We start from the raw sequence: 24893 nt of genomic DNA on the forward strand, positions 1-24893 counted from the left end.
GAAAGGCAAGAACCATGATGCACCTGTCACAATATATTGTCGCAAAAGCGTTCAAACCTGCCCTGTTGGGTCTGACGCTGATGTCCACCGCCGCCTGCATGCACGACAGCATCGCCAACCCGGTGGTGGGCGAGACAGTGACGCGCAACACCGTTACGCTTGTGCGCCTAGCCTATACGATTGAAGCAGAAGACGACGGCACAGACACCCTGTCCGCTGGCACTGCGGCATCGCTGCAGGCGTTCCTGCAAAGCGTGGGTGCGGGCCACGGCGATATCATTATGCTGGATAGTGCCAGCACGGCGGGGCGCCGCGATGCCATTGCCCAGACGCTACGCAAGCGCGGCCTTGTGTATGGGGGCGAAGCGCCGCTTGGTGAAACACCGGAAGGCGGCAACATCGCCCTTTATGTCGAACGCTACCTCGTCACCCCGCCCGCGTGTGGTCAGTGGCCCAATGAACCAACGAACAATACGCGCAACAATGCGAGCGCCTATTTTGGCTGTAGCAACACAGCCAACCTCGGCCTGATGGTCGCTGACCCCCGCGACCTGATCGCAGGTCAACATCGCGGCAATTCGACCGCCGCTGCGGTCGGCGCGATCTACACACCGGTTGTTAAACCCGCAGGCCCCAGCATGACCCTGTCCATTGACGGCATGCCTGGCGCCACACAGCAGGTTCCGCTCGGGCGCAATACGCCGCCTGCGGGCAGCAACAAATAGGAGCGTGGCATGATCGCAACATCCAACATTACCGCAACCGGCACCCGTGAAACCTATGCCGCCTTTGTCTGTGATGAAATCTCCTCACAGATCCTCCTGCCGGTGATAAGCGAGCGGGACTGGAACCCGGATATGATCTTCTCTGGGGGCGTGGCGTCCGCCGTACGCGCTCTTGGCGGCATGCCCTGCCCTGAATTCCTGATCGTTGACCTGTCCGAAAGCGAAGATCCCCGCGCCGACATGCAGTCCCTTGCCGATGTATGCGAACCCGGCACTGTTGTGCTGGCGCTGGGCACACTCAATGACGTAACCCTGTACCGCGACCTGCTGCACGCCGGTGTGCATGACTATCTTGTCAAGCCGTTGACCGCTGACGTCCTGCGCGACGCCATCCGCACTGCGGAAGAAGCAATGTTTGCGGATGAGGAAGTCGACGACACCGCGCCCAAAGGCGACACCCGCCAACTTGTGTGTGTTGGGGTGCGTGGCGGTATTGGCACCAGCACCATGGTGGCGAACCTGTCGTGGCTCTTTGCCGATCAGGGCAAAAAGACAGCGCTTCTGGACCTTGATCTGTTTTTCGGCACATCGGCCATGCAATTTGACCTTGAACCCGGACGCGGGCTTTCAGACGCGCTGGATAACCCACGCCGGGTTGATGGCCTGTTCCTGGAACGCGCGGTGGTCAAACCGCATGAAAACCTCTCCATCCTCGGCTGCGAAGCCCCCATTGGCGGCATGAGCGACCCGGCGGAAGGCGCGCTGGAACAACTTGTCGACGCCCTGGGCGAAAACTTCGACTGTGTAGTGGTAGACGTACCGCGCCAGCTTCTTGGCACTCATGTGGATGTGCTGCGCTCCGCCACCGATATCGTTGTGGTGACAGATTTTTCGCTGACCGCCGCGCGGGATTGCATCCGGCTGCTCGCGCACATCAAACAGATCGCCCCCGAGGCAGACATCTACGTGGCAGCGAACAAGGTGGGCATGGTCCCCAGTGAAGTGGACGAAAAGGACTTCGAAAACTCCATCGAGCATGCGGTTGATGTCAAGATACCGTTCGATGTGAAAGCCATGATGACCGCCACCCAAAGGGGTACGGTCATCGCTGATGACGCCCCGTCCGCCCGGGTTTCGCTGTCTTATCTCGACCTTCTGCGGGCAGTGACCTCCGATGACAGCATCGGCAAGGCGACAAAATCTTGGTTCGGTAAGCTTTTCAGCCGGTAAGGATGATCTGAGGAATGAAAGCGTCAGGCTTTGGCAAACGCAAACAGGGTTTAAAACGCCAGACGGGTGGTTTCGGCGGTGGTTTTGGCCGCGGTAACGCGGTACCCGCGCTTGACCCTGCAACAAGCCCCCTCGCGTCAGCGGCCAACGAGCAGGCTGACAGCCCGGCGCCAGAGCTGGTGGACCGCCTTGCCGAGTTGGGGGAAGAAGCACTCAAAAGCCACTTCACCGCCGATGAGTTGCGCATGGCCACCAAAGGTGAGGTGATCAGGAAAATTGAAACCCTTATCGACGAGATGTTGGTAAACGAGGGCGAGAGCCTGAACCCACAAGAGAAGAAAGACCTAGCGACCTATCTTCTCAATGAGGCGGAAGACGCCATTGGCCCCATCGGGGACAGCGCCGACAGCGCACCAGCCAAAAAAGACCAGAATAAACAGACCCTCTTTGAAGCGCGGGACCGTATTCAGGTATTGCTGATGGAACACATCGACCCGACGGCTGCATCCGAGTTGCCGCGCGCCGAGCTGGCCGATCAGGTGGGCGAAGTGGTGGGTGAGTTGCTGGTGCAGGAAAAGATCAACCTGAACCTGACAGAGCAGCGTGACCTTGTCTCCCTGCTGCTGGACGACATGCTGGGCCTTGGGCCCCTTGAGCCCCTTCTCGCCGATGACGCCATCTCCGACATCATGGTCAATGGCCCCAAGCAGGTCTATGTGGAGAAAAAGGGCAAGCTGATCCTGACCGACGTGCACTTTCGCGACAATCAGCACCTGATGAATGTGGCGCAGCGTATCGTGACCGCAGTTGGCCGGCGGGTTGACGAAAGTTCGCCCATCTGTGACGCCCGGCTGGCCGACGGCAGCCGCGTGAACGTGATCGCACCGCCGCTGGCGATTGACGGCGCGTCCATTTCCATCCGGAAATTCACCCAGGACAAAATCACACTCGACAAGATGCTTGAGTTTGGCTCAATCACGCCGCCCCTGGCCAAGCTGCTTAAAATCGCGGGTGCCTGCCGCCTGAACATCCTGATTTCGGGCGGTACAGGCTCGGGTAAAACCACCATGCTGAATGCACTCAGCCGCATGATCGACAAGGGCGAGCGTGTCGTCACCATCGAGGACGCGGCGGAGCTGCAATTGCAACAGCCGCATGTTGTGCGCCTTGAAACCCGCCCGGCCAACCTTGAGGGCCAGGGCGAGATTGACATGCGCGACCTTGTGAAGAACGCCCTGCGCATGCGCCCTGACCGCATTATCCTTGGAGAGATCAGGGGTGGTGAGGCCATCGACATGCTGCAGGCCATGAACACCGGCCATGACGGTTCCATGGGCACTGTGCACGCCAACCGTCCGCGCGAGGCGCTGACCCGGCTTGAAAATATGGTCAATATGGCAGGCCTGCACCTCCCCGCGAAAGCCATCCGCGAACAGATATCCTCCTCGCTCGACCTTATTGTACAAGTTCAGCGCATGCGCGATGGTGGCCGCCGCACCACCCATGTGACCGAGGTTGTGGGCATGGAAGGCGACGTGATCACCACGCAGGACCTGTTCAAATATGAATTCACCGGCGAAGACGAAAGCGGCCGCCTTGTCGGCAGCTTCAACTCCACCGGGGTACGGCCGCACTTTCTTACCAAGGCAGAATATTTTGGGCTGGAACGCGCGCTGATGGAGGCGATGAATGGCTAGTGCAAACCTCGATGTTATTCTGCTGGCCGGTGGCTTTGGTCTGTTTCTGGTGCTACTGGCGCTGATCGTGCTCTCGAGCGCACTCAGCAAGGGCCGCAAGGAGACCCGCCAAAAGCTTGACCGCTTCAAGGCGCGGTTTGACCGGAAAACCGCCCTCAAAGGTGAAGGCGCGCGTTCCATCCGGGTCAACCAGCAACAATCCGGGCTGGCAGCCAGTTTGTCTGAACTGTTGCCGCGCCGCGACCAGGTAAAAAAACGCCTGTCGCAGGCCGGGTTCGAGGTAGACCTCTCGCGTTATACCACCATCGCGCTGGGGATTGCCCTGTTCACTGCCGTCACCATGTTCCTCTTGGGGGCAAGCTTTGTCATGGCACTGGCGCTGGGTGTGATTGTCGGCATTGGCCTGCCGCATATGTGGGTCTCTAACCGCATTACCGCGCGTAAAAACAAGTTCACCAAACAATTCCCTGAAGCCATGGACCTGATGGTCCGTGGCCTAAAATCCGGCCTGCCGGTAAACGAATGTATCGCCAATGTGGGCAAGGAGCTGCCCGCCCCCACAGGGCTTGAATTCCGCAAGATCACCGACGCCATGCGCCTTGGCAAACAACTTGAAGAAGCGCTGTGGGAAACCGCCGACCGGCTTGACACGCCTGACTTCAAGTTTTTTGTCATCTCGCTTGTCGTGCAGCGCGAAACCGGTGGCAACCTTGGCGAAACTCTTGGCAACCTGGCCAATATCCTGAGGCAACGGCAGGCGATGAAGCTGAAGATCAAAGCCATGTCGTCCGAAGCCAAGGCCAGCGCATGGATTGTGGGATCGCTGCCGTTCATCATGCTCGGCGTCATCATGATCATGAACTACGACTATGGCATCATCCTCTTTACCGAACCCAAGGCCATGATGGCGGGCACGGTCGCGCTTGTCTGGATGATGCTTGGCGTTTTCATCATGTCCCGCATGATCAAGTTTGAGGTGTAGCCATGCAGGCTATTGAAGACATGATTGGCATAGCGGTTATTGACCTTTTGTCCTTCGCGGCCGGGCTGGTGGCGCTGCTTGTGATGGTTGCCGTGTACCAGACGGCGCTGGTGCGGGACCCGATGAAAGGGCGGGTGAAAAACCTGCAGAACCGCCGCGACGCGCTGAAGGCGGGCCTGATGACCACCTCCAAGCGCCGGTCGCCGGTCAAACGTGTTGACGGTGTCAGCGCCATGCGCTCGCTGGCCGAGCGATTCCAGCTTCTGCAAAAGGAACAAACGGCCAAGGTTTCACAAAAACTGATGCAGGCCGGGCTCCGGTCCTCCGACGCGGTGGTGATTTATCAGGTGGCGCGGCTGACGCTCCCGCTTCTGATGGGGCTTGTCGCCGTCATTATGTTCTATGGCCTGAATTTCCTGCCAGAGCATGAGCGCATGCATCCGATCTATTCTGCCGTCGCGGTTTTCCTCGGCCTCAAGCTGCCGGATATATATATTGCTAACATCAAGCAAAAACGCACGGACGCGCTCAGGAAGGGCCTGCCCGATGCGCTCGACCTCTTGGTTGTGTGCGCCGAAGCGGGCCTGACGCTTGATGCCGCGCTCAACCGTGTCGCCAAGGAGCTGGGCCGCGCCTACCCGGAGCTCGCGGACGAATTTTCGCTGACCGCGATCGAGCTTGGCTTCCTGCCGGAACGTCGCCAAGCGCTGATCAACCTGTCGGAACGGGTGGACCTGCCGGCGCTCAGGGGTGTCGTCACCACCCTGATCCAGAGCGAGCGGTACGGGACACCACTCGCCTCATCCCTCCGTGTTTTATCGGCCGAGTTCAGGAACGAACGCCTGATGAAAGCCGAGGAAAAAGCCGCGCGCCTGCCCGCGACCCTGACCGTGCCGCTGATCCTTTTTATCCTGCCTTCGCTCTTCGTTGTACTGATCGGCCCGGCCGCCTGCAAGGTGGCTGATGATTTCATCGGCAAAGGCTGACCCCAGTGTCACTGCGGGGATCCGGTGTCACTGCGGGAATTCGATGGGAATCACTGCGGTGTCATCAAAACGTAGCGAATCACCCCGCGCGCAACATGAATGTGTGTTCAAAGAACGCTAAACCTAGTGTGCATGACGCCGGAAAATCGCGCATTTTGTTGCGCTGCAGCGGCATTTTTTGGCTATTTTTCAGGGATTTGGTGGAATGTGATCAGACAGGCATTGACCGCGAGGCCGATATTTGGTTTCTTAGAGGTGCGAGAGGGCACAACTCGTTTGTGCTCACTCCTATTGCGGTGTGCGTGACTGCCGCCGCACTATCCTCGCTGTCGTGACTCGGGCCGGGTATTTACCCGGCCATTTTTTTGCCTGGCCCCCGCACACATTCGGCACATATCTCGCACACATATGCGCAGCCTTGGCACAGAACATGCCCCCAAAACACGACACTAAAAACACGGGAACAAAAGGAAAGGCGGCCCGACCTTGATCAGAACCGCCTCTACCAGACCGCTGAATTGTGACGAGAATCAGGCAGCGGCCTGAATTTTTTATCGGAATACAATCCATCCGTTTTAGCGCCTGCCCAGCCTGGCATCGGCCCCGCCTGGATTCGTCTTCCTCTGGCATCGCCTTCCTCTGGCATCGGCAGGTCACCCCCGACCGGGCATACCAAGGGGGATTGGATTGCCGGGGGCGACCGCCGTATGCCGCACAAGGTCGGGCCTTGTGCAGCGGGGTTGCGTCATATTCTGCATAGGGGCAACGCCCGTCGTATTTTCTGTTGCCCCGACTATGCCGCTTGCCTTAGCATCGATCCAACAAATAGAACTGCATTTTGTAATCGGATAATTCGATGAGCTTCCCCCCCACCCTGAAACAGCTGCGTTATCTTGTGGCCCTGCATCGCACCAACCATTTCGGCAAGGCGGCAGATGCCTGTCATGTCACGCAATCGACCCTGTCGGCAGGCCTGCAGGAGCTGGAAAACCTGTTGGGTACACAGCTTGTGGAACGCACCAAACGCAGTGTGATGTTCACCGCCCTCGGCGAGGAAATGGTGCGGCGCGCGACGGTTATCCTCAATGACGTGGACGACCTGACAGATATGGCATCGTCGGCGAAGGACCCGCTCAAGGGCATCGTGCGGCTTGGCATTATTCCAACCATAGCCCCCTTCCTGCTGCCCAAGATCATGCCGCGTATCCGGGAAAAGTTGCCGGACCTTGAACTGCACCTGCGAGAAGACAAATCGGCCGAACTGTGCGAGCTCGTACGCTCTGGCGAGTTGGACCTTGTCTTGTTTGCCCTGCCTTTCGCGTGCGGGGACGTGGCGGAAATGCCGCTGTTTCATGACCGCTTCATGGTGGCTTATCCCGCAGGTGAAGCGCCCGAGGACGGTATCGATACAACGGAGCTGGATGAAAGCCGCCTGATGCTGCTGGAAGAAGGGCACTGCCTGCGGGACCACGCGCTGGCAGCCTGCCAGCTTTTGGGGCGCGGGGCACGACGCGAGCTTGCGGGCACCAGCCTCAACACCATCGTGCAGATGGTTGCGGCTGGCCACGGCATCACGCTACTGCCGGGCATGGCCGTTGACGCAGGGTTGGCAGATGGCGCCGGTGTGCAGGTGGTACCGTTCAAGGACATGATCCCCACGCGTACCATCGGGCTTATCTGGCGCAAAACCAACCCGCGCGCCAAAACGTTTGAAGCCCTTGGCAATGTCATCAAGGATGTCATGCATCCGCATTAACGGAGAGCAAAAAAATGAAACCGCTGTTTCTTGCGCTGATCATCGGCTTTATATCCTTGCCGGGCGCGGCGCAGGCAGACAAAGAACTACATGACCGGTCCGCCATCATGGCGCAATCCCGGTCGTTTTCAGCCGCCTATGTCGCCATCTATACCCCAGACGCCCGCATAGTCCCCACCAACCAGGCCATCAAGGCGGGCGAACCGCTAATCCGTCAATACTGGACACCGCGCAGCGGCGCCAAACGCAAACCGGTGCGCCATGAGATCACCTCGCAGGAACTGATCATCGACGGCACCATCGCAGCAGATATCGGTTATTTTGAAGGAGCGAGCGCCGACGCCGATGGCAAGGAATATCCCTTCAGGGGCGCCTATCTCATTACATGGCGCAAGACCGGAGGTGTCTGGCGTATCCAGCACGACATGTGGAACAGCCTGAAAGTGGAAGAATAATCAGTGCCCAGCGATTTTGGGGTCTGTATCTATACGCCGGGCATGACCCCCGGCACGCTTGAGGCATCGTGGTTTGAAGCCGGCATGGATACGGCCTGCAAAGGGTTGGCCACCGGCGGCCCGGCAAGCGGTTTTGACGGCAGCTACAACGTGACATATTTCGGGGCGGATGGCGCCCCTCTCGCCACGTTCGATCTCACCATAAAGCATCACGGCGAGATTTTTGCGCTGACATGGCAATCTGAGGGGCGCACAGCCTGTACCGGTGTGGGCCTGCCCACTGCAGATGGCGGTATCGCACTGGCATATCGAACCTCGGACTAGCGTCCAGCGGACCGACCGACAAGCCGCCAGAACTTGAGCATTTCCTCCACCCGGTCGCCGGAGAAATACTCCTCCCGCGCAATCATATCGCCCTGCCAGTAAAGCACATGCACGCCGTTGACCTTGCCGCTGCCATAGTCGGCATGCTCATAACTGCTGCGATTATAAAAAACCGTGATGCCGCGCCCAAGGTCGGTGTGAACCAGTTCGATATTGCCCGTGAACTGATCGCAGGTTTCGATAAAGTTGGCCTGGCGTTCCCGCGCTTCCCCCGCACTTTCGGCAAACAGGAACTCGTTTTCGTAAAAACGGGCGTTGTGACGGTAAAATTCATCAAAGACCGGCATGAACTCCCCGGCATTCAGCATCGCGAGCATCCGCTGAATACGGCCGCTTAGGTTACCTCCGGTCATGTTTGCTCCCTGTACAAAATGACGCGCTCACCGCCCCCAGCCCCAAGACGATGGCACCCTTCATTTATGCACCCCCGCTTTCAGGACAAGCGAGAAAGCAGCAGCCCTCAAGAAAACATACAAAAACCCGCCGCCACCGTGAGTTAGGAGGACACGGCGTGGCGGCGGGCAGGCGTCCCGAAGGACAGCGAGGAAGGAAATGGGAAGCGATCCCGCTTTTTCTACGCAACTCATAGCACCCTGGATTTCACTGGAACGGCAGCAGAGGGTTAGCCAAGATGCAGCGTATCGTTCCCTAAACGCGATAAGGAAAAGATGGCACGCCGGAGCGTATCAATCCAATTGATTGACATTCTGATTGTGATCGAAATTACCGATCATGGGTGGAGCGGTAGATCCATTCCCCAACATCTTCGCCGCGATGCGGGGAATGATAGGTGTCCTCGCCCATGCGCTCGAACTCACATTTCTCAAGCACACGCACCGATGCCGCGTGGTCCTTCGCCACCCGGGCATATAACCCGCCCTCAAACGGGGGCGCATCCATGAGCCATGCGCTGAGCGCTCGTTCAGCCAGCCCCTTACCGCGAAAGTCTGGCCCAAGCCAGTAGCTGACCTCCCATTTTCCGTCACGGGCATAGGCCCCTAGATAACCGGCTACCGCACCTTCATACTGGATAACGTTAAAAAGCGCGCCCTTGTCGATATAGCCCTCGATGCGCTTTTGCATGGCTCCGGCGCTCTCGTCACGCGCGCCGCCTCCCGCCTGATACAAGGCGTCATCATCGACGAAACCGTGCAGTATTTCAAAATCTTCCGCCTTATGCGGACGCAGGCGAATGTCGTCGCGGTAGATGGTTTTGTAGAGCGGCATATCACCGCCGCGGCCCATGGAAGTGCCCATGCCCTCGCCAGTGTGAATGAAGCCAACCTTCTCCAATACCCGGCCCGAGGCCGGATTATCCTGCGCATATCCCGCATGGATGGGGCCGACAAGGCCATGGTCGCGCACCAGTTCAACCCCCAACCGGGCGGCGATGGTCGCCAACCCCTGCCCCCGATGCGCCTTGCCGATGGCATAGCCGATCTCGATATCCCCGTCGCGGAAGAAATAGCTGACGTCGCCCACAAGCTCGCCGTCGCGGAACAGGCCGCGCTGGGCCAATGCGCCCTCTTCTTCCTGTTTGCGGCGGGTGACAATACGCTCGCGCGCCCACTCAAGCGTGACGGGGTGCGGCACCGTGCCCGCCATGATCGCGACGCTCTCGTCATTCATCAGGTGGAAATAGGCTTCGATGTCCTCGTCCGCGATTGGCCGCAATTCTATCGTCATTGTCTCGCTCTCAATTTATTTTGACGCACCGGAATTTTGTGAAACTATTCCAGTGTTTACGGGTGAAGGCAATCGCAGAAAGGGGCTGTCGGTGACAAAATGGATTGAAGGGAAACGACTTTTCATTCCCGTAGCCCTGATCCTGTTTGGCTATATCTATAGCCAGATTGAGGCTGCCGGCAGTTATGTCGCAGCACTCCCCTACATCATGAGCCCAACAGCGCAGATGGGTTTTGTGCTGTTTTTCTTTGCTTTCACTGCGTCTGCCCTTGCCCGGCTGGCACCGGGGCCGGGGCCCAAATTCCTGATGCGCAACCGGCGCTATATCGGGCTTTCCTTCGCGCTGGTGCATTTTGTCCACGGCGGCATTGTGCTATCGAACCTCGCGCTCACGGAGGCCTCACGCGGCATACCGGAACTGATGGTCGGCGGCCTTGCCTACCTGTTCCTTGGCTTGATGGCGCTGACCAGTAACAACGCCTCCGTGCGCAAGCTGGGCGCCAAACGCTGGAAGCGCCTGCACAAGGTGGGCAGCTATTATATCTGGTTGATCTTTGTGGTCACGTCACTGGGGCGCGTGGCAAGCTTCGGGCCGGAACCCGGACATACGTGGGTACCCATACTGGGGTTGGTTGCCCTTGGCCTGCGCATCGCGGCTCACCAAAAAGGAAAGCGTAAAAAGGCAGCATGACGGATGGCGTTGCTGAGATAAGCCTTGCGGCCCTTGCGCTGGCTTTCCTGCCTGCCGCTGTGGTGATTGCTGTCCTTTACCGGTGGTCAACTGTCGGGCGGGAAACGCTCTATGCCTTTGGCCGTATGTTGCTGCAGCTCACCGTTATCGGGTATGTGCTGGTTTATATTTTTGACGCCTCGCACCCCGGCATTGTGCTTGCGGTACTTGCCTTCATGATGCTGGTTGCCAGTTGGATTGCGCTGCGGACCAGCAACCTGCCGCGCGCGCAGCTTTACCCCCGTGCGCTGGCCGCCATCCTTGTTGGCGGCGGCAGCGTGCTCCTGCTTGTCACCCAGGGCGTGTTGTCGCTTGAGCCGGCGTTTGAGCCACGGTACGTCATCCCGCTCGCGGGGATGATCTTCGCGTCGTCCATGAACAGCATCAGCCTGGCGGCGGAGCGTTTTGAGGCGGAGGCCAGGCGCGGCGGCGACTACCAGGCCGCACGCGGCACCGCGCTCAGGGCCTCGCTGATCCCCATTACCAACTCACTTTTCGCTGTCGGCCTGGTGTCCCTGCCCGGCATGATGACGGGGCAGATACTCTCCGGCGTTTCGCCACTGGTCGCCGCGCGCTATCAGATCATGGTGATGTGCATGATGTTTGCGTCCGCGGGGCTTTCCGCCAGCCTGTTCCTCTTGCTGATGAAGTCAAGGCTTGGCCTGCTTAAACCCGCGGCTGAGGAACAAAGGCCCGGCGACGCCGGACCCCCTGCCTAGTTTTGTAGCGCGGCCAAAAGCGCGGCGCGCATCGCAGGGAAATGGGTCTTGTCCGTCACAGAACCCGAAAGAGCCACCCCGGTCGCCGGGTTATAGATGGCGAGCGTGCCCCAGAAGCCAGAGTGCTCGTAATAGGTGGTTCCATCATGTTCCTTGACGAAGACACCAAGGCGGTAAGGGCTGCCAGATGGCAGGCCTTGGGGAGACAGCATCACCTCGAGCGTACCGGGCTTTTTAAACACCTTGCCTGAGAACAGCGCCTGAAAGAAACGCGCCATATCACGCGGGGAACTGACGATACCGCCACCACCATAAAGGTCGAGCGACGCGCTCCAGCCGAAGGTATCCAAGCCATTGAGCATCTGGTGCGCGCGGCGGTTGGCGATGCCCTCCCCCTTTTCCATGATTTCCCAATAGGTGTCCGGCAAGCCGATGGCATCAAGGCCAAGATGCTGCCGCACCGCTGCGGCCAGCGTCATACCGGTCTGGCGCTCAATGATATGGCCAAGCAGGATATAACCGGTATCTGAGTAGGAAAAACGCTCCCCCGGTTTACCCTTGGGTTCCGTCCAGTCCACAAGGCCGCGCAGGTCTTCTTCCCGTGTCCATGCATGGGTAGGGTCTTTGATGATGGTATCGAAGAAGGTTTGTGTTTGCGCATGGTCCGCCATGCCGGATGTGTGCGACATCAGATGCCTGACGGTAATCTCGTCCGCATCATAGCCGTCTTCGGCTATTATCGTGGCGAAAGCCGGGTCGATATAACACGCGATGGGGACGCCCAACTCCAGCTTGTCCTCTTCCCATAGCCTGAGCGCAGTGGCCGCCACATAAGTTTTTGTTACGCTTGCAATACGAAGCGGCGTGGTGGATTTAAGCGCTCCCTGGCCAAAACTTTCCTCCTTGCCCAAGGCACCGACTTTGTAGAGCGCGACATCCGCCTGTCCCAGTTCGGCCTGTGCTTCCTTACTGGTTGGTGTCCAGTCGGATGCGCGCAGCGCTGACGGGCCGAGCAAGGTTATTCCCATGACAACTGAAATAATGATGGAGCGCATGGCGCGACCTCCCTGTCTATTTGTCGTGATGATTATTGTTATGAAAAAGCCGGGACACAAGGCCCCGGCTTCCAGTCATTCAATAACGCACAGCATACGTCCCTGTTACTTCACGTAAGCAGGGGAACGCGGCAGGTCGATATAGCGGTCGCGCAGCTTGGTCTGGCGGCTGACAAGCGGTACTTCCTCGCCGCGGATGAAGACCGCGTCGGGGCTTGTCATCAATTCAAGCGGGTCACCGTTCCACACCACGACATCGGCGTCCTTGCCCGCTTCAAGCGTGCCGTAGCTGTCGGCAATGCCGAAGATTTCAGCCGGGTTGACGGTCATGGCGTCAACAGCGGCCTCCCACGGCATGCCCATGGCAACGGCGTTGCCCGCGTTTTGCACCACAAGGCGGGTGTTGTTGGTGTCAGGTGGCAGGAACGCCACTTTCACCCCAGCCGCATGAAGACGCGCGGCCGCCGCACCTGTTGTGCCAAGGCTGTCGAAGTCTTCCGGCAGGTTGCGGGTCGGGTTCATCACAACCGGGATACCGGCTGCGGCAAGCTCGTCCGCGACCATCCACGCTTCAGCGGCAGATGTCAGCACCACATCAATGCCAAAGCGTTCCTTCAGCTTGATGACATTCAGGATGTCTGCTTTGCGCTCAACTTCCACAAGCAGCGGCATTTCGCCTGCAAAAAGCCGGTCAAGCGCTGCTTTGGCGCTGTCATACTTGGGCTTTTTGTCTTTCTTGGCGTCGTCCTTGTTGTCGTCATCGGCACCGGGGCGAGATTCCTCAAGCTTGGTAATCACCATGTCCCAAAGGGCGGCACGGCTGTCGCCGTTCTTCTCGGCCGAACCCTCGTCCATGTCGATGCTGAGCACGGCATGTTCCTTGACGATCATATTGTCACCGGCCAGCGCGATAACCGCACTTTGGCCACGCCACATGTCCTTCGAGGCACTGAAGCCTGTCACCGCGCGGGTCACCCCTTCGATCCGCGTATTCGGGATGAAGGTCGTCGCCGGGTTGAAGGCATAGCTGACTTCAAGGCCGATGCTGTTTTTGGCGTCGGACGCGCGGGCATCATTGATGCCGCCCGAAAGCCCCACTTCCATCAGGCCAAGGTTGGTGCCCGATGCCATGAAGCCCGTGGTCACCCACTTGCCGCTGGCATCTACCGTGCGGTAACCCGCTGGTACCTCACCGCCGGATGTAACCGACTGTACCTTGCCATCATGGATCAGCACGGTGGCGTTTTCCACCTTGCCCTTGCCGCCCATCGTGAAGGCTGTACCGCCAGTGATGGCAACATCTTCAGCGCTTGCGCCCACTGCTGTGATCGCGAGGAGGGAAGCGCCCATAAGCGTTTTCATGATGCTCATTTCACGTCTCCTTCACCGGGTTGGCCAAGCTCGAAGTCCATCACACCCTGACGCGCGGGATCATTGCGGTCAAAGGTTACAGCCCCATCCACAAAGGTCATGTCCGCCTTGGTGTAAACGCTGAATGGATCGCCGGACCACAGTACGATGTCTGCGTCCTTGCCCACGTCAAGCGAGCCGGTCTTGTCAGCAATGCCGAGCGATTTTGCAGGGTTCAGCGACAGCCACTGCCACGCTTCGGCCTTGGAGATATCCACGCCTGCCTTGCGGCCATCAGCAAGCGCCTTGGCAGCTTCCTGATTGAGGCGCTGGATGCCGTAGGGGTCATCCGAGTGCACGATGGCACAGGCCCCTGCCTTGTGCACAAACGGGATATTTTCGCGGATACCGTCATACGCTTCCATCTTGAAGCCGTACCAGTCGGCCCACATGGCGCTGCACACGTTGTTCTCAGCCAGCTTGTCAGCGATTTTATAGCTTTCAACCGCATGCTGGAACGAGGTGATCTGATACCCGAACTCTTTCATGACGTCGAGCATGGTGCCCATGTCATCGGCACGGTAGCAGTGCATGTGCACGAGGATTTCCCCGTTGAGCACGCCGGCAAGCGTTTCAAGGTTCAGGTCGCGGGCTGGTGGCTTGGCGTCAAGCCCGGCCTTATAGTCCCGTTCATACTTCTGCCATGCGCGGTTATAAGCCTGAGCGTCTGCCCATGCCTGACGGTAACCAGCCACGTTGCCCATGCGGGTGTGCGGGCGATACTCAATGCTGTTTTTGCCGCTGCCGTAAACCCGTTTCGGGTTTTCGCCACACGCCATTTTCATGCCGTAAGGCGCGCCGGGAAACTTCATGTCCTGCGCCACGCGGCCAGGCACGTTCTTGAGTGTAACCGAGCGGCCACCAACAAGGTTGGCAGACCCCGGCAGAAGCTGAAGCGACGTGATGCCGCCCGCTGCCGCGCGCAGGAAGCCGGAGTCCTGTGGCCAGTTTGAGTGTTCAACCCACGCGTCGGCCGTTACAGGTTCGCCCACTTCGTTACCGTCGGAAAGCGACTGCACGCCCGGGCTTGGATAAACACCCAAGTGGCTGTGCACATCGATGATGCCAGGGGTAACCCAACGCCCACCCGCGTCAATTACCTTGGCGCCGTCCGGTGCTGCGATATCCTTGCCAACAGCGGTGATTTTACCATCCTGAACCAGCACGGAACCGCCATCGATGCGGCCCCCCTTGCCGTCGAGCACAGTTGCGTTGGTGATGAATGTGGTGCCGCTTTCAAGCGGTGTGTAGCTGGATGGAAACGGATCTTTGTTGAGTTCAACAAAGTCGCCCTGTTCCTCTCCACCGGGTTGACAGGCAGCAAGCGAAAGCCCCATTGCTGCCACGGCCAACCCGCGCTGGACCAAACTGGTCCGCGAGCGTTTCGTCCTCATTGATTATTCTCCCTTTTTCGCCCCCTAAAGGCGTTTAGCGCGGCGAGCCTAACAGCCGATCTAATTCGAGTCATCAAAAAGCCTCACCCCCGCCACCGGCTGCGACGAGCCGTGCATAAACTGCGACAAAAGGATTATTGCGCTTGCTTTCCTTCGCCGCCTGAAAGGATATACTAGGGAACAGGCATGAATCTTGGCGGGGAAAAACAATGAGAAACCGGGCTTTTGCATATCTACTGATGCTGTTTTCAGGAGTCTTTGCCACAAGTTCGGCCGTAAGCGCACAACCTGCGGACCTGCCAACACCAGAGGCACTTTTCGCGGCGGCAGCGCAGGCGCATGGCTGGGACAAGCTCAAGCCGGACCTGGGCACAATCGAGGCCCACGCCGATGTGACCGTGGGAGACGTGGCGTATGAAACCATCGTGCGCGGCGCCGTCACCGAGGCGGGCCTCGGTAATGCCACCTTCACGCTGATCCGCGAGGGCGGCACCTCGGTCTATTCGGAAACAAACGGCGACATTCATTACACAAGCCCGGACGGCACGGTTAAACAGCTTGCACCCGTCATGGCGGCCTATGTGCGCGGGCACCAGTTTCACCGGCGGGTGTTATATCCAACCCTTGAGCTGGCAACCTACAGCCCCAATGTGGAAGAGGTGGAGTTTGAAGGCCGCCCGGCCTTCAAGGTGTCTGGGCAGACCCACGCTGGCGCGACGCTTGAGTATTATTTTGATGAAAGGCTCAAGACCATGTTGGGTTTCCACCTCACAGTGCAGGAGCCCGACGGCCCGCACCCCATGTCCTTTGTCCTGAAGGATTGGCGGGACGTGGATGGCAGCGATATCTTTTACCAGATCGAGATCGTCGACCGGGGCGACTTATACGTCTATCGCTTCAGCAAGATCCTGCTGCTGCCCTAGCAACCGAGAGGGTCCGTGGCTCGCCTTCACGCACCACCTTCTGCCCTATCACGGGCACGACATCCTCATACACACACATGTGCGTGCCTGCCCCGCACGCGCCAAAGGTAACGGTGACCGTTGAAATGGAAACCAGCCTGCCCGCCACATAGGTATCGCAGCGATAAGCGATATATTCTGCCTCAATAATCCTGTTGTAGGTCAGCTCAAGAAGAAAGGCCCGGCCGTTCTCAAGGCAGATCAGCGTTTCCTGCCCACCTTCCCTGAAACCGGTGCCGCCAATACCGACACGGGCATCCTTTGCAAACCATGCTGCCTTGGCGCGCGGGTCGACCCACGCCGCAAAAACCTGTGCGGGCGTTGCACCGAAGTACCTCTCCATCCCGAGACTCAAGTCGTTTTGCTGTTGCATATCCCCTCCCCCAAGAAAGGCTGCCGACACACCGCCAGCAGCCTTGCCTCGTCAGGCTGCTTTGCGGCCCTCGAAGTTCACCATCCAGGGGATGCCGAATTTGTCCTTGAACATGCCGAATGCCTCGGCCCAGGATGTTGGACCAAAAGGCATGAACACCTGCCCGCCTTGCGAGAGCGCATCAAAAATGCGTTGGGCTTCTTCCATGCTGTCCGCCTGGAGCGCGCATGTGGTGCCTGCCGCCTGTTCATAAGCGCCGGGCGGGCAGTCGGATGCCATGATGACCACATCGCCAACTTCAAGCCGCATATGTGCGATCAGGCTGCCCATTTTTTCCATATCGAATTCAGCGCCAGCGCATCCTTCCTCCGGCGGGCCGTCTTCACCCGGCGGCATGTCGGCATAGGTGACGATGAAGGCAATCTCGCCACCAAGGCAGCTATGGTAAAACACCATGGCCTCACGGCAATTGCCGTCAAAATTCAGATAAGGATTCAGTTTCATGTGCTTGTCCTCTGGTCCTTCGCTTTGTCATAAACTCGGGCGTTACCCGTACGTGAATATGTCGCATATCCACATCACGATGTTTCATATATGTTGATATCAACCTACTTGACAAAAAGCTTGATATCAACATAATCAGCTCATGTCAAAAGAAGATTTTTTACCGCTTGAGATTACCCATTTGGTCCGCGACAGTTGCCTTTGCATGCATTTGCAGCGCGCAGCGCGCGCCATGGCCCGCCATTTTGATGACGCGCTCAGGCCTCACGGGCTGACCAGCGGCCAGTTCTCGCTTCTTATGTCGCTCAACCGGCCGGATGCCCCGTCCATCGGCTCGGTCGCCCAGCTTCTGGCCATGGACCGCACCACGCTCACCGCCAACATCAAGCCGCTTGAACGGCGCGGGCTGATGAAAGTATCTCCTCATCCGAAGGACAAGCGCAGCCGCTGCCTCTCTCTCACAGACGAAGGGCGGCGCCTCCTGAAGGAAGCTTTCCCTACATGGCAGTCCGCGCATGAGCGTGCGGAAGACCTCATCGGCACACCGGATGCCGAACGCCTGCGCTGCAATCTGGTGCAATTGTCATAATCTCTCATTCCCCGTCGCACCAACCGGCCTGACGCAGGCGTTGATGATGTCGTTGTTGCCAACCTGCGGAGAAACCGGCTTTTTAGCTCGTGGAAACCGGAGAGCTGTGGCACACTTCCGTTCTGTGTGAGGTGATATAGTGGCGTCTACGGCCCTCAAAATTATAGCATTGTCAGGCATTTTTGCCTTTGGTTCATATGCTCCCTTGCTGGCATGCGATGCGGTTTTGAATGTCGTTTATTTCAACTCCGCCCCCTATCATTATGAGAAAGATGACGGAACGCTCACTGGCCTAGATGTGGAAATTCTGGAAAATGTGCTAACCACGGCAGGGTGCCAGTGGCGCTACACAAAAATGCCGCTCAAACGCTCCCTGTCCGCTCTCAGGGCTGGCCTTGCGGATGCTGCCATGGGCGCATCCATCACGCCGGAACGGGAAAGATACGCCTATTTCAGCCAGGCGTACCGGCGTGAAATGATTGTCATGTTCATGCGGAAGGAAAATGAGGCCGCCAGGAGGCTGAAACGTATCTCCGACGTCCCGACATCAAACCTGCGTGTGGGTGCACACCTTGGCAGTTGGTATGGTTATGAATATGCCCGCCTGTTTGAGCAAAGCAAAGATTTTCGCAACCGGGTTTTACAATCAGTTGACTATGAAAACCTTTACCGGGCCTTGCTTGCCGACCGGGTTGACGTCGTCATTGATGACATATTCAACGGTCATGCCCTGCTGCTGAAGCTGGGTGTCATTGACCAGGTCGATGCCCACGTCAATCCGGTGAACGATAGCCTCACCCATTTTATGCTGAGCCGGAAATCCGTCAGCACCGCCACAATTGAGAGTATCGACCATGCCATCAGGGCGTTTCAGCACAGCCCCGTCTATAAAAGCATTATTGCCCACTACGTGCCCGAGGAATACATATTGCGCTACCCCCTTCTCAGCACGTCGCCGGCGATCGACGATGTAAGCAGCAAGCCTGACGCCCCCACCGCGCACGCTCGCTAAAACCGCCAAGCTAAAACCCCCGGCGCGAACCGGGGGTTTCCAATTTTTTAGCCGAAGCAATCAGCGTTTAGTGCACGCCGTGCATGCCCTTGCGCAGAAGCGGGGTCAACAGCAGGATGAAGATACCGACGCCACCGCTGAGATAACCGATGGTCGTGTACACATCCATTGTTGCCGCCATATTGAGCATGCCGGAGTCCGCACCGTGACCGCCACTTCCGGTCAGCGAGCTGATCCAGCCTGCGACATAGTTGCCAAGAGCGGTAAACAGGAACCATGTCCCCATCAACATGCCAACAATCTTGGTCACCGAAAGCTTGGTGACCATGGACAGCCCGACCGGGCTCAGGCACAGCTCCGCCAAAGTTAGCGACAGATAGATGAATACCAGCCAGATGAAGCTCTTGTTGGTGCTGTCATCCAGTGCCATGCCCCAGGAAAAGACGATATACCCAAGGCCGATAAGCAGCATGGCAATACCAAATTTCGCCGGTGTCGAAGGCTCGACCTTTTTATTGGCCAAGGCAACCCACAGCCACGCCATCACCGGTGCCAGCAGCACGATGAAAAGCGGGTTCATCAGCTGTACCTGGCTGGCCAGCACATTCATGCCCAACACATCAAGGTTGAACTGTTGGTCGGCAAGCAAGGTCAGGCTTGCGGCCTGCTGCTCAAACAGTGCCCAGAACACGCTTTGGATGGCAATCAGGAAGCACGCAACCATCAGGCGGTCACGCTCCACTTTGGTACATTTGGTAAAGGCGTAGAAAAGGATCAGGCCAATCATGACAAAACCCGAGAAACCAAGAAGCTGGCCAACAAATTCCTGATACTGCATCAGGGCCCAGCTCACGATTACCATCAGGATACCACCAAGATAGATGGCGTGTTCCTTGCTGATGCCTGCGAAGGCCTTTTCTTTCAGTTCAGGTGGGTTTGGTGGCTCGGCGCGGCCGTCCAACAGGCGCTGGCCCCAAAGGAAAACCATAAGGCCGAACAACATGCCGATACCAGCAAGGCCAAAGCCGTAGTTCCAACCGTAGGTCTCGCCCACATAGCCGACAAGGCCGGTTGCGATAAGCGAACCAACGTTGATGCCCATGTAGAAAATGGAGAAACCCCCATCGCGACGGGGATCATTCGGGCCATAAAGTGCGCCCACGATCGTGGAGATGTTGGCTTTCAGGAAGCCAACACCCGCGATGATCAAGGCGAGCGCGAGGAAAAACAGGTTCAGGTAAAATTCGCTCCTGACCACGGTTTCGCCGTCCATGAAGGCAGCGGGGCCATGGAAGCCCATCAGACCATGCCCCAGCACCAGAAGGATGGCACCATAGGTCACGGCTTTACGGCTGCCGAGATACCGGTCAGCCATGTATCCGCCAATGATCGGCATCATGTAAACAAGACCGGCGTAAGCGCCGTAAATCATGCTGGCTTTTTCAGCACTGAAAAGGTGATATTTCACCAGATAAAGCACAAGGATCGTGCGCATGCCATAGTAGGAGAAACGCTCCCACATTTCGGTCAGAAAGCATACGGCCAATCCAATCGGGTGGCCCAGAAGCTCACGCTCCTGCGACCCCTCGGTCGAAACGACTGTGTCGGACATCTTCACCCCTTAATATTATAGTCTGGGCTGCCCGATTATTTTTTTGTGCAGACAGCCTCTCCCCGTGCGCCCTTATGGCGGGCTCACCTGTCTTTAAAACCACAAAACGGGGGTTGGAGAAAGGAAAATTGGCGCAGCAGCACCACTTTCACCATATGTTCTCAGCCGGTCTTCAGCGGTTGCGCCCGATGTGAGCATCAAGGAAGTTAAGCGCACTTTGGTAATAAATACGCTTGTCCGCTGTGCGCACAAGTTGGTGCTCAGCCCCCTCGAGCACAATGAAATTATGCTCTTTTTCCAGCTGCGTCAGCGACCTGTGCATGAGTTGGGAATGAAGGAAGGGCACATTGTTGTCCTTCGTGGCATGCAACAGCAAAACCGGCACCCGCACAAGGTCCGCGCGGTTGAGCGGTGACCGCCGCCGCAATGAATAGTCAGACAAGCGGCCCCTGATACGCGGGACCGAGAGATCGTGAAACCGCAACGTCTCGAGAAAATCCACCAGAAGCGGCAGGGATGTCACGCCGTTGAGGCTGATGGCACAGGCGATGAGATCATCATCCTTGATGGCCGACAGCAGGGAAGCATAACCGCCGTATGACCCCCCCATCGCACACATCCGGCCCGCTTCCGCCACCCCCTTGTCTACCATCCAGTCAAGGGCTGTGCGCACATCCTCCTGCATATCGCGGCCCCATTCGTTATATCCTGCCCGGCGCCAGCGCTCGCCAAAGCCACTCGACCCGCGGAAGTTGGGTTGCAGCACGCTATATCCGTTTGCGGTTAGCCAACTGACCAGCGGGTTGTAGCTGTCGGTGACCCGTTTTACAGGACCACCGTGAACAAGCACCACCGCACGGCCTGTCACGCCTCCGGGTGGCACGCTCAGAAGTGCATGCATCGCGCCGTCGCCCCGCTTCGGCAAGGGTATCCACACACCCCGGGTTTCAGGTTTGGGCAAGCTGTCGTCTTCCGCATCATGAGGCAGGGTGATCAGCGTCTCGCTCTCCGCGTCATACAGATGATAGCGTGGCGGCGCGGACTTGAGATATTGCCGGTACAGCAGGCGCCTGCCATCATAACTTGCCGTGGCCAGGGTAAGCCCCTCTGCCCCGGTCTGCGATGATACGTCCGCCAGCCGCGCGCGGTAGGCATCCTGCCAGATCACTTCCTGAACATCGTCTGCCACATAGGACGCGCCCACCGCCATTGCCGTCACCGGGTCCAGAATCGCCGACGCGATATCAAACTTTTTGTGGCTGGCGAGCTTGCGCATGAAACGGCCGCTTTTGATATCATATCGCCACAAGGCGCGCGTGTCGCTGTCATGCGCGGCCAGCACCAACGCGGTCGCACCACCCGTTTCCACCGCGAGGACCGACCGCACCGCGCCTTTGAAAAAATCCTCATCACTGATTTTGCGCCATGCGCCATCTGCTGTGCTGCTGAACAAAAGCTGATCACGACCATTGAAGCCTTCCCCCAGCTTTACCTTACCCTCAGGGGAAGCCCACCAGCGGATGACCGGCGCCCAGCCACCAACGATCTTTTCACTTTCGCCGGTGACAGCATCCACCCGGTACACAGCCGGATATCCCGGTACACCCGGGTCTTCCCATTGCAGCAGGATTTTGGTCGGGTCATCAGGCAGCGCGCTCAGCAAGATGGGGGGCAACTCATCGGGGCGCGGTCCGGCCCCTTCGATCAACGGCCTGAGGCGCCTGATATGGGCATCATACAGCACAAGGCCATGCTCCTTGAGGGAGATCAGCAACCGGCCATTGCCCACCCATGAAATCCAGCTAAGATCCTTGTAAAGATACGGCAGCGCATCCGCTGTATCGGCCCCGGCATCCACGTTCCAGACGACCAGTTCGGCGTCATCGCCCTTGCGGTGAAGGGCGGACAGAAAGTGACCATCCGTCGACAACGCCACCGCCGCATATTTCGGCACCCGCACCAGTTGCTCCAGAAGCGCGGCGTCCCCCGTGGCAAAGGCGCGCCCGTCCGGCATGGCCGACAGCAACATAACAAGACACATCAAACGGGCGAAAATCGAAATCATGGTCCTATTCTATCAAGCCTGGTAACCAGTTCAAACGATACAGCGGTCGCTCGCTGACATTTGATCACGCGGACGCGGGTTTGAAAACTGGTGAATACAGGCTATTCTCTTTTTTAGACTCGCGGTTCCAGTATTCATGCGGCAAAATCCTTAAGGAAGGTTTTAGGCCGCGCGGGGCGGCGATCTTTTTGGGGGAAGAGGGAAGTGACATGTCCACGCAGTGGCAAAGCATCAAACCGTCTGACATTCTGACGAAGGAACAATCCCATCGGCTCAGACAACGGTCTGACCTCATGGGCGCGTGGCTTCTTGTCCACTGCTGGGGTGTCATTGCGGTCGCCATCGCGCTTTATGCGCTTTTCCCCAATGTGCTGACCTTCCTGGTCTGCGCCGTGCTTGTTGGCAGCCGCCAGTTGGGCCTTGCCATCATCATGCATGAGGGCAGCCACGGCATGCTGTTCAAAACCCGCTGGATAAACGAACGCTTCACCGCATGGTGCGCGGCGTGGCCCATGGTCCTGCGTATGCAGAACTACCGCATCCGTCACATGGCCCATCACCGCTTCACCCGCACGGAAGACGACCCTGAAAACTTCCTCTATACCCCCTTCCCTGTCTCAAGGGAAAGCATGCTGCGCAAGGTCGCGCGCGACCTGACCGGGATTGTTTTCCTGCGCACGCAGCTTGGCATCTTCCGCTTTATCTGGGGTGGGAGAGAAGGCCGCATAGAACGACTGAAGGCTTTTTACACCGGGCCTATCCTCTTTTATACGCTGTTCATCGCAGGCTTTGCGCTTGCCGGGCGGCTGGACCTTTTTGTCCTGTGCTGGCTTATCCCCTTGATGACCACGCAGCAGCTTTTCCTGCGCGTCCGCAACATCGCCGAACATTCCACCATGCCGGACCTTGCACACCCGCTCAAAAACAGCCGCACAACTCTTGTCAGCATATGGGAGCGCATGACCTTCGCGCCTTATTATGTGAATTATCACATTGAGCATCACATGCTGCCCTTTGTGCCCTGCTGGCGTTTGCCCGAAGTGCACCGCATCATGCTTGAGCGAGGGTTCGGCGGCGAGATGGAAATCAGACGCGGCTATTGGGATGTGCTCAAGCTGAACGCCGCAGCCTAAATATTTTAGAGGCGGCATCGCCCTCCTGCGCAGTGTACAAATTATCAAAAGGATAGTCCAAAGCGCATGGGCGCGCACGAGACGGGGATTAAAATGTCAAAAACCACAAAACGGGTGGCACTCGCTGCCCTCATACTGGTTCTGCTGCCTTTGGGATATTATGGCTACACCTACGGCACGGCCTTTGCCCGCATGGCGTCCTATTACGATCTCGAACACATCACCGAAAATTACCGTCGCACCAGAGAGTTTTTTGACACCACAACCGTACACGCAGGTGATGATCCGTGGCAGTTCACATATGCCAGACAGCCGCTGCCGGACACTTATGTCTATGGCGGCGAAGAACGCTCCATCAGGGACCTGATGGTCGAGACAGGCACCACCGGCCTGATTGTAGTGCGCGACGACACCGTTTTGTTTGAGGAATATTACCAGGGCGAAAGAGCGGACGACCGGCACATCCAGTTTTCGGTCACCAAAAGTTTTGTCTCCGCCCTGTTCGGCATCGCGCTTGAGAAGGGGCAGATCGAAAGCATCGAAGACGACGTGACCAAATACCTGCCGGAACTCAAGGGCTCAGGGTATGACATGGTCAGCCTGCGTGACATCCTGACCATGTCGTCCGGCATTCGCTTCACCGAGGACTATGGCGACCTGACATCCGACGTGAACCGCATGTCCATGGTGATCGGCACCGGCGCCAGCCTTGACGGTTATGCCGCCAGCCTTAAGCGGGAGCGTGACCCCGGCACCTTCAACGACTATGTCAGCGTCAACACCCATGTGCTGGGCATGGTGCTGGTGCGGGTAACCGGCAAATCATTGACCACGCTGCTTGAGGAGCAGATCTGGCAACCCATCGGCATGGAACACGACGCCTATTTCCTGATCGACGGCCACGGCATGGAAGTGGCCATGGGCGGCCTGCAGGCCAGCCTGCGCGACATGGCGCGCATGGGTCGCCTTTACCTGCATAAGGGCAATTGGGAAGGCGAGCAGATTGTACCCGCTGACTGGGTCGAAGCCTCGATCACACCGTCCGCGCCGCACCTCGCCGCGGGCTTTGACAATGCAAATTCGGATACACCATACGGCTATGGTTTCCAGTGGTGGACCCCCTCAAACCCGCATGGGGACTTCATGGCCGCCGGTATTTACAGCCAGTATATCTATGTGGACCCCACAACCCGCACCATCATCGCCAAAACCAGCGCCAACAAAGGCTATAACGACCCTGCAAACAAGCTGCATATGGACATGATCATCACCGCCTTCCAAGCCATCAGCTCGGCCGTGGGCGAGATGGACGGCCGGCGTGAATTTGCCGCGAGCGGGGAATAAGGCCCCAGGCGTATTTTCCTCTTGAGCCTGTAGCGGCTACAGGCTTTACGGTTGGGCGAATCGCCGTACAATTGGCTGATAGGAGAAGCC

Annotated in this window: 24 protein-coding genes; 15 read left to right on the plus strand and 9 right to left on the minus strand. The window is 58.1% G+C overall.

All coding sequences use genetic code 11. From position 1 onward, the window contains the following. Positions 1-14 precede the first annotated feature (14 nt). From OEU85_RS12615 to OEU85_RS12650, 8 genes are all read left to right on the plus strand, one after another. Complete coding sequence (locus OEU85_RS12615) at positions 15-725, plus strand: CpaD family pilus assembly protein (protein ID WP_262691849.1); 711 nt, start codon at positions 15-17, stop codon at positions 723-725. A 9-nt stretch (positions 726-734) separates the two neighbouring features. Then, positions 735-1955, plus strand: a complete 1221-nt coding sequence (locus OEU85_RS12620; RefSeq protein ID WP_262691850.1) for an AAA family ATPase — start codon at positions 735-737, stop codon at positions 1953-1955. A gap of 14 nt (positions 1956-1969) precedes the next feature. Further along, positions 1970-3652: a CpaF family protein gene (locus OEU85_RS12625; protein WP_262691851.1), complete on the plus strand. Its 1683-nt coding sequence runs from the start codon at positions 1970-1972 to the stop codon at positions 3650-3652. Further along, a complete protein-coding gene (locus OEU85_RS12630; protein WP_262691852.1) occupies positions 3645-4634 on the plus strand; it encodes a type II secretion system F family protein in 990 nt (329 codons plus the stop codon). The genes OEU85_RS12625 and OEU85_RS12630 overlap by 8 nt, the downstream gene beginning before the upstream one ends. A 2-nt stretch (positions 4635-4636) precedes the next feature. Next, complete coding sequence (locus tag OEU85_RS12635; protein ID WP_262691853.1) at positions 4637-5620, plus strand: type II secretion system F family protein; 984 nt, start codon at positions 4637-4639, stop codon at positions 5618-5620. An 856-nt stretch (positions 5621-6476) separates the two neighbouring features. Beyond that, entirely contained in the window at positions 6477-7376 is a 900-nt protein-coding gene (locus tag OEU85_RS12640) for a hydrogen peroxide-inducible genes activator (protein WP_262691854.1), read from the plus strand. Between the two features lie 14 nt (positions 7377-7390). Beyond that, complete coding sequence (locus OEU85_RS12645; protein ID WP_262691856.1) at positions 7391-7831, plus strand: YybH family protein; 441 nt, start codon at positions 7391-7393, stop codon at positions 7829-7831. A gap of 3 nt (positions 7832-7834) precedes the next feature. Then, a complete protein-coding gene (locus OEU85_RS12650; protein WP_262691857.1) occupies positions 7835-8155 on the plus strand; it encodes a hypothetical protein in 321 nt (106 codons plus the stop codon). Here the strand turns inward: OEU85_RS12650 and OEU85_RS12655 are convergent. Further along, positions 8152-8568 carry a hypothetical protein gene (locus OEU85_RS12655; protein WP_262691858.1) on the minus strand — a complete coding sequence of 139 codons (417 nt, stop codon included), beginning with the start codon at positions 8566-8568 and terminating at the stop codon, positions 8152-8154. The genes OEU85_RS12650 and OEU85_RS12655 overlap by 4 nt on opposite strands. A gap of 370 nt (positions 8569-8938) precedes the next feature. Beyond that, the gene (locus OEU85_RS12660) at positions 8939-9901 is read right to left on the minus strand and encodes a GNAT family N-acetyltransferase (RefSeq protein WP_262691859.1); all 963 of its coding nucleotides are present in this window, start codon (positions 9899-9901) and stop codon (positions 8939-8941) included. A gap of 91 nt (positions 9902-9992) precedes the next feature. Here OEU85_RS12660 and OEU85_RS12665 point away from each other — a divergent pair, with 91 nt between their 5' ends. Beyond that, complete coding sequence (locus tag OEU85_RS12665; RefSeq protein ID WP_262691860.1) at positions 9993-10592, plus strand: ferric reductase-like transmembrane domain-containing protein; 600 nt, start codon at positions 9993-9995, stop codon at positions 10590-10592. After that, positions 10589-11350 (plus strand): ABC transporter permease, encoded by a 762-nt coding sequence (locus tag OEU85_RS12670; RefSeq protein ID WP_262691861.1) that lies wholly within the window; start codon positions 10589-10591, stop codon positions 11348-11350. Before OEU85_RS12665 ends, OEU85_RS12670 begins: the two co-directional genes overlap by 4 nt. Here the strand turns inward: OEU85_RS12670 and OEU85_RS12675 are convergent. From OEU85_RS12675 to OEU85_RS12685, 3 genes are all read right to left on the minus strand, one after another. Beyond that, positions 11347-12405 carry a serine hydrolase domain-containing protein gene (locus OEU85_RS12675; protein ID WP_262691862.1) on the minus strand — a complete coding sequence of 353 codons (1059 nt, stop codon included), beginning with the start codon at positions 12403-12405 and terminating at the stop codon, positions 11347-11349. The two genes, OEU85_RS12670 and OEU85_RS12675, sit on opposite strands and share 4 nt — an antisense overlap. Positions 12406-12510: 105 nt before the next feature. Next, the gene (locus OEU85_RS12680) at positions 12511-13776 is read right to left on the minus strand and encodes an amidohydrolase family protein (protein ID WP_262691863.1); all 1266 of its coding nucleotides are present in this window, start codon (positions 13774-13776) and stop codon (positions 12511-12513) included. Then, entirely contained in the window at positions 13773-15209 is a 1437-nt protein-coding gene (locus OEU85_RS12685) for an amidohydrolase (RefSeq protein ID WP_262691864.1), read from the minus strand. The genes OEU85_RS12680 and OEU85_RS12685 overlap by 4 nt, the downstream gene beginning before the upstream one ends. Before the next feature lie 209 nt (positions 15210-15418). On the opposite strand from OEU85_RS12685, the gene OEU85_RS12690 reads away from it, so the two are divergent. Beyond that, complete coding sequence (locus OEU85_RS12690) at positions 15419-16132, plus strand: hypothetical protein (RefSeq protein ID WP_262691865.1); 714 nt, start codon at positions 15419-15421, stop codon at positions 16130-16132. Here OEU85_RS12690 and OEU85_RS12695 read toward each other — a convergent pair. Beyond that, entirely contained in the window at positions 16107-16544 is a 438-nt protein-coding gene (locus OEU85_RS12695) for an SRPBCC domain-containing protein (RefSeq protein ID WP_262691866.1), read from the minus strand. The two genes, OEU85_RS12690 and OEU85_RS12695, sit on opposite strands and share 26 nt — an antisense overlap. A gap of 51 nt (positions 16545-16595) precedes the next feature. Beyond that, positions 16596-17048, minus strand: a complete 453-nt coding sequence (locus tag OEU85_RS12700) for a VOC family protein (protein ID WP_262691867.1) — start codon at positions 17046-17048, stop codon at positions 16596-16598. A gap of 142 nt (positions 17049-17190) precedes the next feature. Here OEU85_RS12700 and OEU85_RS12705 point away from each other — a divergent pair, with 142 nt between their 5' ends. Together OEU85_RS12705 and OEU85_RS12710 are read left to right on the plus strand one after the other, a co-directional pair. Next, positions 17191-17637 carry a MarR family winged helix-turn-helix transcriptional regulator gene (locus OEU85_RS12705; RefSeq protein WP_262691868.1) on the plus strand — a complete coding sequence of 149 codons (447 nt, stop codon included), beginning with the start codon at positions 17191-17193 and terminating at the stop codon, positions 17635-17637. Positions 17638-17776: 139 nt separating this feature from the next. Beyond that, the gene (locus OEU85_RS12710) at positions 17777-18649 is read left to right on the plus strand and encodes a substrate-binding periplasmic protein (RefSeq protein WP_262691869.1); all 873 of its coding nucleotides are present in this window, start codon (positions 17777-17779) and stop codon (positions 18647-18649) included. Between the two features lie 67 nt (positions 18650-18716). On the opposite strand, the gene OEU85_RS12715 is transcribed toward OEU85_RS12710, so the two are convergent. Then, a complete protein-coding gene (locus OEU85_RS12715; protein WP_262691870.1) occupies positions 18717-20261 on the minus strand; it encodes a peptide MFS transporter in 1545 nt (514 codons plus the stop codon). 172 nt (positions 20262-20433) lie between these two features. After that, positions 20434-22326: an alpha/beta hydrolase family protein gene (locus OEU85_RS12720; protein ID WP_262691871.1), complete on the minus strand. Its 1893-nt coding sequence runs from the start codon at positions 22324-22326 to the stop codon at positions 20434-20436. A gap of 209 nt (positions 22327-22535) precedes the next feature. Between OEU85_RS12720 and OEU85_RS12725 the strand changes: the two genes are divergently transcribed. Continuing rightward, entirely contained in the window at positions 22536-23459 is a 924-nt protein-coding gene (locus OEU85_RS12725) for a fatty acid desaturase family protein (protein ID WP_262691872.1), read from the plus strand. A 93-nt stretch (positions 23460-23552) separates the two neighbouring features. Beyond that, a complete protein-coding gene (locus OEU85_RS12730) occupies positions 23553-24803 on the plus strand; it encodes a serine hydrolase domain-containing protein (RefSeq protein WP_262691873.1) in 1251 nt (416 codons plus the stop codon). Positions 24804-24893 lie beyond the last annotated feature (90 nt).

It is taken from the genome of Kordiimonas aestuarii (assembly GCF_025574465.1).
Classification (GTDB): Bacteria; Pseudomonadota; Alphaproteobacteria; order Sphingomonadales; family Kordiimonadaceae; genus Kordiimonas; species Kordiimonas aestuarii.